Raw genomic sequence first — 13,235 nt, 5'->3', positions numbered from 1 at the left:
GCAGGACCGATGAGACGGGAGCCTAAAGCGCAGCGCCTCGGGAGACTTGCAGGAAAGGAGGATTCTTGCAGCGACGGATGATTGCGCGGCGGGCCAGCGACGGAACCCGGCGCATGCCCGTCACCTGCGCAATGCCACTGGCGTGCTCGCCGCTCGCCTCGCGGACTTGCCGGCGTTCGCGATGTCCCGTGGCGTCTGGCCGAGCAGCCGGCTCATCCACTGGGTCATGTGGCTCTGGTGCGCAAAGCCTGCCTCCAGCGCGATCTGCGTGGCGGTCAAGCGCCCTTCGAGCAACATCGCCCGGGCCCGCTCCACCCGGCGCTGCACGACATACCGATGCACCGGCACGCCCAGCGTTGCGCGAAACAGCGCCTTGAAATACGGCACGCTCAAGCCAGCCTCCGCAGCCAGGTCGGCCAGCGTCAGGCGCTGGTGCAGATGGCTTTCGATGTAGTCCACCACGCGCGCCGCGACCCTGGGGGCCAGTGTGCGGCTGTCAGTGACAAGAGCGTGGTCGCCGGTCAGGAGCTGGACCACGAGGGCCGTGCACAGGCTTTCCGCATAGAGCGGATCGGAGGGCGCATCCGCTTCGAGTTCAGCGCCCAATGCAGAAGCGAGATGATGCAAACGCGGATCGCGCCACTGCAAGCGCGGTTCGACTTGCCTGCGCACTGCGCGCGCGCCGAGCTGTTCGCCGATCGACCGGACCAACGTATCACTGATGGCGATGCGCAGGATGGTGCAGTCGGCATCGTCCGTCCACTCGCCCGCCAGCCCTGCGGGAATCACGTCGGCGTCGCCATGCGCCTGGATGCGCGAATAGCGGCGGCCGTCACACAGGCAGTTCGCCTTCACGGGCGCCCCGAAATGCACGTTGATGCGATGGTGCGCCATCGCCGGCACCCGGTAGGTCCCTGGGCGGATGCCTAGCAACGTGGCGCCAAACCCCTGCCAGCCGAGGTCGGCGCTCGAACGCAGGCTGATCGGAACGGGATCGGGCAGCGGCGTGGCGGTAGGCATGGCGTGACCTGGGGGTGCGCGTTGTGTCTGGACATTCTGCCAGTTTGCCGCGCGCCGTGATGCGCCGAGAATCGGTTAGCCTATGCGCGCCTTGCATGCACCAATATCCACGGGGGATTCATTTGAAAACACGGTGGCTGGCTTTTCTCGTCGCGTCCATCTGCAGCGCGAGCCCTGCAGCGTTTGCTCAACTTTCAAGCGGTCCGCTCAACACCGAGGCAACCCGCCAGGACATTCAGGCGTACTGGCAAATGGAGAACCTGCGTGTGCGCGCCCATACGGCCAAGGCAGTCGATCTGTACATTGTCTCGCCACACGTGTGGTACGTGGTGCAGTTGGACGAAACGGGTCTACGCCGTGGGGGGTGCGAATACCAGACGGAAGATCCTGCCCTGATTGCCGATCTGCTCAGCGCCATCGATGGCGCCCATCTGCAGACCACATCGTTTTCTTTGCCGGAGTTCGAGCCACGCGAAGCGATCTATCTGCGCTTAAGCGACGGCAGCCAACTGGGCTTGCTGTTCGAAGGGCCATACGGAACCCAAACCTTTCTACGAGGCCGCGCCGGCAATCATCTGTTTCATGCCGATCGCAATCTCGCCGACCAGTTATATCGATGGGCCGCAAGGCTGAAGCCGGTCGACAAATGCGAGCCCTTCATCAAGGACTACCGAAATTAGTTGTCTGCTTGTCGCGCGTGAGGATGGTCATGGGCGATCAGGCCAGCGTGGCGATGAACCCTTGCGCTGCCTCGAGCACCGCCGCCTCCTGCTCCCGATGCGGCACGTGCCCGCAACGCGGCAGCAACGCCAGCTTGGCGGACGCGCCGGCCAGCGCGACGATGCGTTCCGGCTGTGCGGTCGATCCGTACTCGTCTTCCGTGCCATGGATGGCCAGGACCGGGCAGCGGACGCGGGGCAGCTCGCCATCGAGGCTCCAGTGCGCGAAGGCCGGTGACAGCCACGTGTCGACCCATGCGTCGAGCACCCACTGAGCGTTGTCGCCGTGGTACTTCTCGAGCCGCGCCATCTGGTCCGGCGCGGCGAATTGCGCCTGGGCGATGCGGATGCCCTCGCGGGTGCGCTCCTCCACAAACGCCTGTGCCGATTCGGTGATCAGCCCGACGCAGCGATCCGGATACGCCGCCGCAATCGACACCGCCATGCCGCCCCCAACGCTGTGGCCGAAGACGATGAAGCGCTCCACCCCAAGCTGCTCGACGAGCATGGCAAAGCCGCCCTGCGCCTCCTGCCGGATGAAGTCCGGCCCCAGGTGGCCTGGGTGCGCGTCGGACCGGCCGAAGCCGAGCCGGTCGTAGGCAATGACGGCGCGGCCGGTGGCGCGCGCGAGCCGCTGCGGAAAGTCGCGCCACAGATCGACGCAGCCGAGCGAGTCATGCAGCAGCACGATCGGCGGCGGCGCGGCATCCGCCAGTTCCCCCCACTGCTTGACATAGAGACGGCCGTTGCAGGTGGCGAGCCACGTCTGGGCAACGTCGAGGCCAGGCGAACCCGTCATTTCAGAACAGGCGATCGAGCCAGCCGTGCGGGTCCGGCGCGCGGCCTTGCTGAAGGTCCACCAGCGCAGTCTTCAGGCGGGTCGTCACGCTGCCGGCCCCGCCATCACCGATGGTGAAGTTGTGCTTGCGACCCTTGACCGTGCCGATGGGCGTGACCACGGCGGCGGTGCCGCAGGCGAAGGCTTCGCGCAGGCGGCCGCTTTGGGCGTCGGCCTGCCACTGGTCGATCGAGTACGGCTCTTCGCGCACGGTCAGACCCATGTCGCGCGCCAGGGTGATCAGCGAATCGCGCGTGATGCCGGGCAGGATCGTGCCGGTGAGCGGCGGCGTCTGCAGCGAGCCATCGTCGAAGACGAAGAACACGTTCATGCCGCCGAGCTCTTCAATCCAGCGGCGCTCCACCGCGTCGAGGAAGACCACCTGGTCGCAGCCTTCGCGCGTGGCCTCGGCCTGGGCGACCAGGCTGGCCGCATAGTTGCCGCCGCACTTGGCCTCGCCGGTGCCGCCGGGTGCGGCGCGCGTGTAGCTGTCGGACACCCAGATCGTGACCGCCGCCGATGCGCCGCCCTTGAAGTACGCGCCCACCGGGCAAGCGATCACGCAGAACAGGTACTCGGCCGACGGCTTCACACCCAGCACCACCTCGGTGGCAATCATGAACGGGCGCAGGTACAGCGAGCTGCCTTGCGTCGACGGAATCCACTCGCGGTCCAGCTTCACCAGCTCGCGCACGGCTTGCAGGAACAGCTCTTCCGGCAACGCCGGCATGGCCAGGCGCTTGGCAGAGTTCTGGAAGCGGCGCGCATTGGCATCGGGGCGGAACAGCGCGCCGCCGCCGTCCGGCAGCCAATACGCCTTCATGCCTTCGAAAATCTCCTGCGCGTAGTGCAACACCAGCGTGGACGGATCGCACTGGATCGGGCCGTGCGCGCCGACTTTCGCGTCATGCCAGCCCCGTCCCTCGGTGTAGCGGATGGTGGCCATGTGATCGGTGAACACGCGACCGAATGCCGGGTTCTGGAGCAGGCGTTCCCGCTCGGCCGCCGCCACGGGGTGCGGGCTCTTTTCGATCGAAAGCGTCGATTCGACAACGTTGTTCATACCGTCTCCAAGGTTTGCGAGGTTGGCCACACGCCCAGAAAGCAAGCATTCTGCGCCAGCGAGCGTGGAATTTGATTGCGTAGATGTCTTCGGAATCATACAGATTGGCAGGCACGACTTGTGATCGCGGATCGCGTGGCATCCCATTCCAACCCGCGTTCGATGCACCGCAGCATCGACGCGCGTGTCGCCCACGGCACGGTTTCACCCGAGACGGGACACCTTCTCACTCGCGTCGCCGAGGTGCTCAGCCAGGTGATCGACGCAGGTGCGGAACCCCTCAGAGAAGCGCACATCCGCGCGCACCCGGGCCAGGTAGGCAATGGCCATGGCGAGTGCCTGCGCCCACACCGCATTCGCGACGCTGGCGTGCAGGTTGGCAGGTGGCAGGCGATCCGGCAGCCCACCGCCTGACGTCGGCGCGAACCCCATTGGCAGCATGTCGTAGGCCGGCGCCAGCGTATAGGGGCGGCCGTGCTCGCTGGTGAACGACAGGTTGCCGTTGTGCATATCGGTGTTGCCGATCAACGTGCCGAACGCATAGAGCAGCGCGGCGCCACTGGCCGATTCGGGCGTGATCACGCCGTTGTTTGCCAACTGCGCCGTGATGACCGGCCATGGGGCGCGGGCGTCTCCGGCAAACTCGGCATCGAGCGAGGCGAGTGAAAACAGGCCGCACCGGCCCATCACCCCCTTCCGGTCGAAGCGCTCGACTTCCAGGAAGCGCTGCCCGGCACAGTCGATGATGCGCGACCGTGCTGCGGGCACACCCGACGCAGCCAGCGTCTCGAGCGCGTGGTGTTCCGCCAGCAGCAGATCACGCCAACGTTCGATCACGGGGTTAGGCTGGTCGTCGTGCAGCGTGAACTTGACCAGCACGTGGCGCGGGCCGTTCGGGGTCTCGACAAAGGCCGTGAACTTCGGCTGTTCACCGCCTGCGGACGAGTTGGGCAGGTGGCCACTGGCGGCTTCTTTGCCCAGGCGGACATAGGCGTCACCCCTGGCACCCTCCAGGATGGGCGCCGGCAACGGGGCGTCGAGAAACCGCTCACGCGCCCGGTCCCCCAGCAGCAGATTGCCCACCGCATCCTGGCCGTGCGCGGTCAGGGCGCGCAGCACCTGGGCATCGTTCCACTCAGCCACCTTGGCCGGCAGGCCGAGCACGTCGGCAAACCTCGACGCATACGCGCGGCCGAGGAAGCCCTGCGGCCGCATGTCCATCAGCCACCATGGGAGGCTGTCACTGTGCAGCGTCACCCCATCGGCCTGCTGCATGACAAACCCGTGCGGCCGGACCGGTATCAGCATCCCCAGATGCCGGATCGTGCCGTCCGCACCCACGCGGTAGATGGCAATGTCGTCGAGCCCTCGCCCGGCGTCTCGCAACGCATATTGAATGGATCGAGCCGCCCCAAGCCGCACCACCTCGCTACCCATGGTAGTCATGGCGCGCGACAGCGTTGGCTGGCTAATCCCAATATTTTCAAGGAGTTGCCGAGCCCCAGCGGGCCCTTCGGCGAGGCGCAGGCGGATCTGATCAGCGTGGGAGGCCATCCGAAGAATGGATTAATGAATAGATATTTGAATATATCACTGAATGGAAATTTGCACCTGCCTCCAGGAAAGCCCGGATTCAAGGCGACCAGATTGGCAGAAGCAAAACGCTGCGCTCAATCAGGACCCGTGCGCGGGGGCAGCAGGCTTGCGGCGCGCCATATGGTGCAAGTACGCCAGCAGATCGCTCAACTGGGCTTCGGACAGCGTCTTCTCATCGATGGCCGACATGCGGGCGTTCGGCCACCAGCGCAGCGACTGCGGATCGCGGATGAGGTGGCGCAGCTTGTCGTCCCCCAGATACTCGACCGGGCTGTAGGGCACGTTCAGGTCAGGCCCGAGGTTGGCGTCGCCCGCGCGGTTGAGCGTATGGCAGGAAAAGCAGACGCGCTGGAACGTGGCGAAGCCGCGCATGACCGGCCCGTCTGCCGGCAGCCCGGACGCGGGCCGGATGGCCGCAAAGCGTTCGCCCGGCAGCGCGGCCACGTCGATGCGCACAATGCTGTAGGTCCACAGGCTCTCATTGACCTCCGCTGCCTTGGCCGGCGGCGACGTCCAGATCAGGCGAAACGGCCCGATGTCCTGTCCCTTGAGCGTGGGCCACGGCGCGGCCGGGTCTTCCACGGCGAGCCAGGCGCGCGGCCCGTCAGCGCGGTCGGCCAGCAGCAGGCGCATCGGCAAGTGCGACACATAGCCGTCACTGGCCGAGGTGGTGGCGCTCGCCTCCGGGCTGGTCGGCAGGCCGCGCAAGAGCTCGGTCACGGCGATCGCCTTGAAGGTCAGGCGGCGCTTCAGGTTCTCGTCTTCGACGGTGACATCGGTCAGGCGTGGGTCATGCAGCAACGTGTCACGCGCCCACGACTGTTGCTGCGCGCCGACGACAAGGGTCAGCGTCGTGGCATCCGCGGCGTGCGCCGTGCCCCCAAGCGCCGCGCAAGCGCAGACGAGCCATCCTGCCATCGTTACGAGCCAGGTCTTCTTCATGCATTCCCCCAAATCGGCTGAGCGTTGCGAGTCGTCCAACCCGGCGGCACCGCGTCTGTCTACGAGCAAACGCCGCCGGCGGTCGGTTCGTGTTCGGGTGAGAGTGTATTCAAGCAAACGGAAATTGGAAGCCGACCATGCCACCCGGGCATGACAGAACACCGTAGTCAGGCTGGCAGATCAGGTAGCCTAGAGCCGTATTGGACGCACGCAAAGCCAGTGCCGCCGGAATCCGACACCCATGCCCACCCACCACGCCCTCCCCCTGCTCTACAGCTACCGCCGCTGCCCCTATGCGATGCGCGCCCGCATGGCCATGCTGCAGGCCAACCGGCGCTTCGAGGCGTTCGAAGTCGTGCTGCGCGACAAGCCGTCGGCGCTTCTGGCGCTCTCGCCCAAAGGCACGGTGCCGGTGCTGCAATTGCCAGATGGCGGCGTCCTCGAAGAAAGCTGGGACATCATGCGATGGGCGCTCGAGCCCGCAGACGACGGCTGGTGGAGCCGCGCGCAATCCGAGGACAACCTGGACCTGCTCCAGCGCAACGACGGCGACTTCAAACGCGATCTCGATCGCTACAAGTATCCGGAGCGTTATCCCGCAGAGGCGGCGTCCTGCGAAGCCGTGCGCTCACAAGCCGTGGCGGCATTGCCGGCGCTGCTGGAGGCCAGGCTGCAACGCGAGCGCTATCTGGGCGGCGCGACCCCGTGCGCGACCGATCTGGCGATTTTTCCCTTTGTGCGCCAATTTGCAGCGGTGGAACCGGGTTGGTTTGCCGAGCAGGCCTTGCCCGCACTGCAGGGTTGGCTGGCGGCATGGCTGGCCAGCCGCCTGTTCGAGGTCTGCATGACGAAGCTGCCAAGCCAAGCCGTTTCGGCGTTTCCCGCCTTGCAGGAACCAGACCAGGCCACCTGCGTGCGCTGACTGCCTGCGCAGCATCCCATGGGCCGGCTGCGGCGGGCGCACGGCAAACGCCGCCGGATTCACGAGACTAGAATGAATCATCTGGCGTGACTTGGCGCGGGTCATCGTTTGGCGGTGCACTCGCGCGCGGTCTCTGCCGGCCGTGGGTGACGGGCCGGCAAAGGAGCAGGGTCGATGCGGTCGCGAGTGAATTCCAGCGGGCGCCTGAGACGCAATGCCATCACGGTTGCGGCCGTCGTCGTCAGCCTGATCCTGATCGGGCGCTTGAGCGGCGTCGTGGTCGACTGGCTGTGGTTTGCTTCGATCGGCTATACCGACGTCTTCTGGACGGTCCTTGCCGCCCGGACGCTGCTGTTCGTTGCCGTGTTTGTCGTCTCTGCAGGCGCGATCGGTACTTCAGGGTTCCTGGCGCATCGTTATGCCCGGCGCTTCCACCTCCTGAGACGGGGCACCACCACCGCATCGGGCCGGACGGAGGTCATCAGCGAACTGGTCGAGCAGGTCACCCCGCGCATTCCCTGGCGCGCCAGCATCGCGGCCGGTGCGGTTGTCTTGGGGCTGCTGATCGCCGCTGGCGAACTCTCGAACTGGGACACAGCGCTGCGCTTCCTGCGCCAGGTCCCGTTTGGCGAGCGCGATCCGGTCTTCGACAAGGACATCGGCTTCTACCTGTTCTCGCTGCCCGCCTACATCGCGCTCAAGAACTGGCTGCTTCTGCTGCTCTTCTGCAGCGCGGGGATCGCCGGCGCAGTGTATGGGGCGCGCGGCGACATCGCGCTCGAGCGCTCGCGCCGCGTGCTTTCGCCCGCCGTGGTCACGCATGGCTCGGCGCTGCTCGGCCTGTTCTTTGCGGTGAAAGCCTGGTCCTACTGGCTCGACCGCTTCCTGCTGCTGTATGGCGACAACGACGTCGTGGTGGGCGCCAGCTATACCGACGTCCACGTCGTACTACCGGTGCTGTGGTTGCTGGTCGGCCTTGCCGCCGCCGCGGCCGTTGCCTCGTGGGCCAATCTTCGCCGGCGCAGCGATCAGATGACTGCCGCCTCGGTGCTGCTGGTGTTCGGCAGCTCGGCGTTGCTCGCCGTGATCTACCCAGCGCTGTTCCAGCGCTTCTATGTCAAGCCCAACGAGCTGCAGCTGGAGGCGCCCTACATCGCGCGCAATATCGCGCTCACGCGCAGGGCCTACGCCCTGGAGCGCATCACGGTCCGGCCGTTTCCGGCCGAGCAGGGGCTCAATCTCACCGCACTCCAGGCCAACCGGGCGACCATCGACAACGTCCGCCTGTGGGATGTGCAGCCGCTGATGGACACCTACGCGCAGCTGCAGGAGATCCGGACCTACTACAAATTCCTCTCCGTGGACATCGACCGCTACCGGCTCGATGCCGGCTACCGGCAGGTCATGCTGTCGGCGCGCGAGCTGGAGACGGCGATGCTGCCGCCCAACGCCCAAACCTGGGTGAACCTGCATGTGCTGTTCACGCACGGCAACGGCCTCGTGATGTCGCCGGTCACGGAGAAATCCACCGAGGGCCTGCCCTCCTTCTTTCTGCAGGACATTCCGCCCGTTGCCAGCGGCGGCCCGGCCATTCGCGAACCGCGCCTCTATTTCGGCCAGGGCAATCAGGACTACGTGATCGTGAAGGGCAGCGTGCCCGAGTTCGATTACCCCAAGGGCAAGGACAACGTCTACCTGGCATACAGCGGGCACGACGGTGTCGCCATCGGCGGACTGGCGCGGCGCAGCCTGTTCGCGTGGCAGCTTGCCGATATCAACATCCTGCTCACCGGCTACATCACCGATGAGAGCCGCGTCCTGCTCCACCGCAACATCCAGGACCGCGTGAGCACGATCGCCCCGTTCCTGACCCTCGACCATGACCCGTATCTTGTCGCGAGCGGCGGGCGCCTGTTCTGGATGCAGGACACCTACACCACCAGCCGCTGGTTCCCCTACGCCCAGCCGAGCAGCGGCGGCACCAATTACATCCGCAACGCCGTCAAGGTGGTGATCGACGCGTACAACGGCACGGTCGACTTCTATGTGAGCGACCCGGCCGATCCGATCCTGCAGACGTATCAGCGCATCTTTCCGAGCCTGTTCAAGCCGTTGGCGGCGATGCCGCAAGACCTGCAGCAGCACATCCGCTACCCGGAAGACCTGTTCCTGATCCAGGCGCAACGCTACCGCGCATATCACATGGAAGCACCGGAAGTCTTCTACAACCGTGAGGATCTCTGGCAGTTCCCGCGCGGGCTGGCCGGCATCGACGGCGGGGGCAGCGCTCCCACGACCATGATGACGCCGTACTACATGATCATGCGGCTGCCAGGCGAGCCCCGCGCCGAGTTCGTCCTCCTGCTGCCGATGGTGCCCAGCCAGCGGGAGAACATGATCGCCTGGCTGGCCGCGCGTTGCGACCCGCCCGACTACGGCAAGCTCATCCTCTACGCCTTCCCCAAGGACAAGCTGGTCTACGGGCCGTTCCAGATCGAGGCGCGCATCCAGCAGAACACCGAGATCTCGCAGCAGATCTCGCTGTGGAACCAGATGGGCTCGCGCGTGATCCGCGGCCATCTGCTGGTGGTGCCCATCGACAATTCGATCCTGTATATCTCCCCGCTGTACTTGCGCGCGGCGTCCGGGCAGTTGCCCGAGCTGAAGCGGGTGATCGCCGCCTATGGCGACCGCGTGGTGATGGAGGCGACCCTGGGCGAGGCGTTGGCCGCGCTCTTCAAGGAGACAGCCCCAGCGGCATCAGCGCCCGGAGGCGCATCGGACGCGCGCGCCCGTGACGCACTCGCCCACTACAACCGCGCCATCGAGCGCTTGAAGGCGGGGGATTGGAGCGGCTTCGGGGCGGAACTGGATGCGTTGCGGCCGCTGCTGGAGGCGCTTGGTGCAGGCAAGCCCGAGCAACAGAAATGACCCTCGAGCGCGATGCAGAGCGTGCCAGCTCAACCCGGGAGAGCGAGGCATCCGCTTGGGCGTGAACGAATGCGGCGGAAATGCGAAGCTGCGTACCCGCCTCAAGCGCCTGCGCAAATCGCAAACGCTCCACCCAAGGAAAAACGACCCGGCCGCGTATGCGACCAGGTCGTCAAATTTCGCCTTCACCGCTGTGCCATCCGGCAAGTCGAGCGAGACCTTAACTGAAGGCCGTTAGCCTCGAAGGGCGGGTCCTGGCATGACACCGTACTCCACACTCAGAAGTCGAACGATTCCAGCGTGGTATTCAGGCCATCACTGAAACTGATCACCAGCCCGCGCGTTCCGGACGCCGGCGCTCGCAGTGAAACGTTCGCCACCCCGCCCGTTGCACCCACTGCCACCGGCACCAAGCCAGTGTCTGTTTTCTGCCAGACACTGATCCACGGCCAGCGCGTGGCGTTCCAGGTGAGCGCGAGTGCGTCCGCGCCCAGGCGGTAGGTGCCCCACGGCTTGACCACCGCGTCCGACGGTACGGACATGGCGCGCAGCACGGCCGGCTTGGCCGCTTGCGCAGCCGTCTGCGTCGGCAACGCCACCAGCCCACGCAGCACGCGCACGGACTGAATGCCGTCCAGCGCGGGAATGGTCAACTTGAAGCTGGCGCTGGCCTGCTCTGCATCACCCACCTCCTGCAACTGCAGCGGATAGCGCAAGCGGCCCTGAGCCGTAGTGACTTCCATCACGTAGTCGCCATCGGCAGGCAGCGTGCTGGCAGCAAGCGCGACGGTATCTGGCGTGGACTTCATGCGGACCGGCGCTTGCAGCTTCACCTGCCCCGTTGCGCGAACCATCCTGCCGGCGAGGTAGAGAACGTCGACCGCGCTGGTGACCGGAGGCGCCTCCTGCGGCTGGAGGAATGCTGCCTTGGGCTTGGGCTTGGCGCTCAAGGGCAGGTTCTGCTCCAGGTAGTCGTAGGCGCCGCTATAGGTGTAGTCGGACACGGCGCCGGGAGTGCTGTAAGACATTACGTCGTGCCATTCGGTCGGTGCCACCAGCCGACGATTGCCAAGCGGATCGATCACCGAGGCCCATGCACCGCCGGCCCAGTTCCAAGGGCCCTCGAACACCTGCCCGGCAGAGCGCGAATACGGAAACGCCGCATCGTCCCAGCTGTGCAGACGACCGAAGTTGTGACCAACCTCATGCATCATCACGATCACCATTTCAGCATCCTTGCGGCCACTCCACAGGTGCGAGGCCACGGCTGCGCGTCCGGGCACCTGGCCCAGCCCGGTACAGCTGTCACACGGCATGACGCCGAAATAGAAATCGTAGTTCTGGGGATTGCTCGCGCTGCGCAGTGCGTCGACGGCGTCAATCCATGCGTTGCTGTCGTTTTTGGCCGGCCCGGCCAACGGCGGCTCCATCACGAAATCCACGTCCGACAGCGGGTAGAGGCCGCGCAGGCTGGCTTTGAACCAGTTGAGGTCCAAATCCACCTTGGCGCCCGAATCCGGCGCGATAGGCACCACGTGCATGCGAATGTAGGTCGCGCCCTTCAGCACGTCGGCTGACGGCGTGTAGGTGAAGCGCGTGACACCCTGCGGAAACTTCTGATCGTTGGCCGCCACATCCAGGCGGAAACCGGGCCCGATCCAAGCACCCGGCACCGTATAGGTATAGCTGCCCGCCAGATCGCTCTCCGCGACCGAGGCAGCACCGAGCGTGGCCGGGCCTTGCATGACGAAGGTCTGCGAGCCCAGCGCGGTGTTGGAGACCGTCAGACGCACCTGCGACGTGTAGACATCCGACGTACCGTTGGGCACCAGGCGCACACGCACCATCGTGTCGCGCCCCGGGGCAAAGCGCAGGTACTTGCTCGGCGTGGGCTGGCTGACCGAGATCAACTGGCTTTGATAGACCTGTACGTCCTGGAACGCCAGTGATGCCGCCATGGCCGAAACCACCAGGTTTCCGGCCGGGAAGCCGCGGCCCTTGGCATCGACCAGCACCACGGTACCGCTGGGCGCGCCCGATGGCACCACGAACTCCAGCCAGCTACCGTCAGGTGCGACGCCGACGGGCGCGGCCGAGATGTCGCCCAGCTTGATCTGTTTGACGCGCTGCAGGCGCGCGCCACTGAGGCGCACGTGCTGCCCCTCGCGTGCATTGCCCGGCTGCATGCTGGTCGGCACCGGCACCGCCTCCACCGTGACCGGCGTGGTCCAGGTCTGGCGGGCACCGTCTTCCCGACGCAGCGTGAGCGTGTTGCTGGCGTCGTCCGCCGCTTGCGTATTGGGCAGCGTGACCACCAGCCGATCGGCGGATTGGAACGACGCCGTCAGTTCCGTCTCACCCCAGTACACCCGCGTGGCCCGCGTCAGACCGACACCCTGCACCGTGATGGCGGTCCCAGGCACGCCCGTCAGCGGCGTGACCGATGCCACCTGAAGCGGCAAGGCGGTACCAGTCTGTCCGCCCCCCGTGCCATTGGCGGGTGACACCGCAGCGTTGGCGGCCGATGCGTCGTCACCGCCTCCGCCACACCCTTGCAGCCCCGACGTCAGCACTCCGACTGCCAGCGCACCACCAATCCATCGACCCTTCATATCCCGACTCTTCTTCATCGCCTATCTCCGTGGCTTGTTGAAAGAGCGGGCATTCTAGGCAGCAATCGGCGTCAAATTTCGTTGAAGGAATCTTCAGATTGCCGGCACCAGCGTTTGCGCTAAGCGCACAAAAAGAAACCGCCCCGAAGGGCTGGTGCTGTTCAGCTATTTCGCGAATCACCACGACTTGCGATCCTCGACAGCGAGCCTGAAGCGTTGCTGAATGATCAGCAGTCCCGCATCCCTATTGCATGTACCGCTCGTTGCCGATCAGGCCGATCTTCGTGGCGCCCATGCGCTGCGCGGAGGCGAGCACCGCGGCGACGCTCCGGTACGGTGCGAGCTTGTTCGGCAGCAGGTGAATCTCCGCCTGCACCGGCTGCGCCGCCACCTGGGAGAGTTTCACGTCGAGCGCGGCCGGGTTCACGACCGCGCCGTTCCACGAGACCGTGCCGTCGGAGCCGATATCGACCTGCACGACTTCGGGCTGCGTCAGTGGCGGCGGCGGGTTGCCGACCGGCAGATTCATCTTGACCGCGTGCGTCTGCATCGGAATCGTGATGATCAGCATGATCAGCAGTACCAGCATCAC

10 protein-coding genes are annotated in these 13,235 nt (G+C 65.8%); 3 read left to right on the top strand and 7 right to left on the bottom strand.

The window, feature by feature from the left end; all coding sequences use genetic code 11:
- Positions 1-120 precede the first annotated feature (120 nt).
- Complete coding sequence (locus QZ609_RS07865; RefSeq protein WP_295492952.1) at positions 121-1,020, bottom strand: AraC family transcriptional regulator; 900 nt, start codon at positions 1,018-1,020, stop codon at positions 121-123.
- Between the two features lie 95 nt (positions 1,021-1,115).
- On the opposite strand from QZ609_RS07865, the gene QZ609_RS07860 reads away from it, so the two are divergent.
- Positions 1,116-1,700, top strand: coding sequence for a hypothetical protein (locus tag QZ609_RS07860; RefSeq protein ID WP_295492950.1), 585 nt, complete (start codon positions 1,116-1,118; stop codon positions 1,698-1,700).
- Positions 1,701-1,737: 37 nt separating this feature from the next.
- Here QZ609_RS07860 and QZ609_RS07855 read toward each other — a convergent pair whose 3' ends face one another.
- From QZ609_RS07855 to QZ609_RS07840, 4 genes are all read right to left on the bottom strand, one after another.
- Positions 1,738-2,538: an alpha/beta hydrolase gene (locus tag QZ609_RS07855; protein WP_295492947.1), complete on the bottom strand. Its 801-nt coding sequence runs from the start codon at positions 2,536-2,538 to the stop codon at positions 1,738-1,740.
- 1 nt (position 2,539) lies between these two features.
- Complete coding sequence (locus QZ609_RS07850; protein WP_295492945.1) at positions 2,540-3,640, bottom strand: branched-chain amino acid aminotransferase; 1,101 nt, start codon at positions 3,638-3,640, stop codon at positions 2,540-2,542.
- Between the two features lie 204 nt (positions 3,641-3,844).
- Positions 3,845-5,194: a type II toxin-antitoxin system HipA family toxin YjjJ gene (gene yjjJ, locus QZ609_RS07845; protein WP_295492943.1), complete on the bottom strand. Its 1,350-nt coding sequence runs from the start codon at positions 5,192-5,194 to the stop codon at positions 3,845-3,847.
- 120 nt (positions 5,195-5,314) lie between these two features.
- Positions 5,315-6,154: a cytochrome c gene (locus QZ609_RS07840; protein WP_295493005.1), complete on the bottom strand. Its 840-nt coding sequence runs from the start codon at positions 6,152-6,154 to the stop codon at positions 5,315-5,317.
- Between the two features lie 265 nt (positions 6,155-6,419).
- On the opposite strand from QZ609_RS07840, the gene QZ609_RS07835 reads away from it, so the two are divergent.
- Entirely contained in the window at positions 6,420-7,100 is a 681-nt protein-coding gene (locus tag QZ609_RS07835; RefSeq protein WP_295492941.1) for a glutathione S-transferase, read from the top strand.
- A 174-nt stretch (positions 7,101-7,274) separates the two neighbouring features.
- Positions 7,275-10,031, top strand: a complete 2,757-nt coding sequence (locus QZ609_RS07830) for a UPF0182 family protein (RefSeq protein WP_295492939.1) — start codon at positions 7,275-7,277, stop codon at positions 10,029-10,031.
- Positions 10,032-10,309: 278 nt separating this feature from the next.
- Here the strand turns inward: QZ609_RS07830 and QZ609_RS07825 are convergent, their stop codons facing one another.
- Together QZ609_RS07825 and QZ609_RS07820 are read right to left on the bottom strand one after the other, a co-directional pair.
- The gene (locus QZ609_RS07825; protein WP_295492937.1) at positions 10,310-12,661 is read right to left on the bottom strand and encodes an IPT/TIG domain-containing protein; all 2,352 of its coding nucleotides are present in this window, start codon (positions 12,659-12,661) and stop codon (positions 10,310-10,312) included.
- A 226-nt stretch (positions 12,662-12,887) separates the two neighbouring features.
- Positions 12,888-13,235 (bottom strand): biopolymer transporter ExbD (locus tag QZ609_RS07820; protein WP_295492933.1); only part of this gene is annotated, 348 nt, incomplete at its 5' end.

The sequence above is a fragment of the uncultured Ralstonia sp. genome (genome assembly GCA_913056305.1).
Lineage (GTDB): Bacteria > Pseudomonadota > Gammaproteobacteria > Burkholderiales > Burkholderiaceae > Ralstonia.
This window is presented reverse-complemented; position numbering and strand designations above follow the sequence as displayed.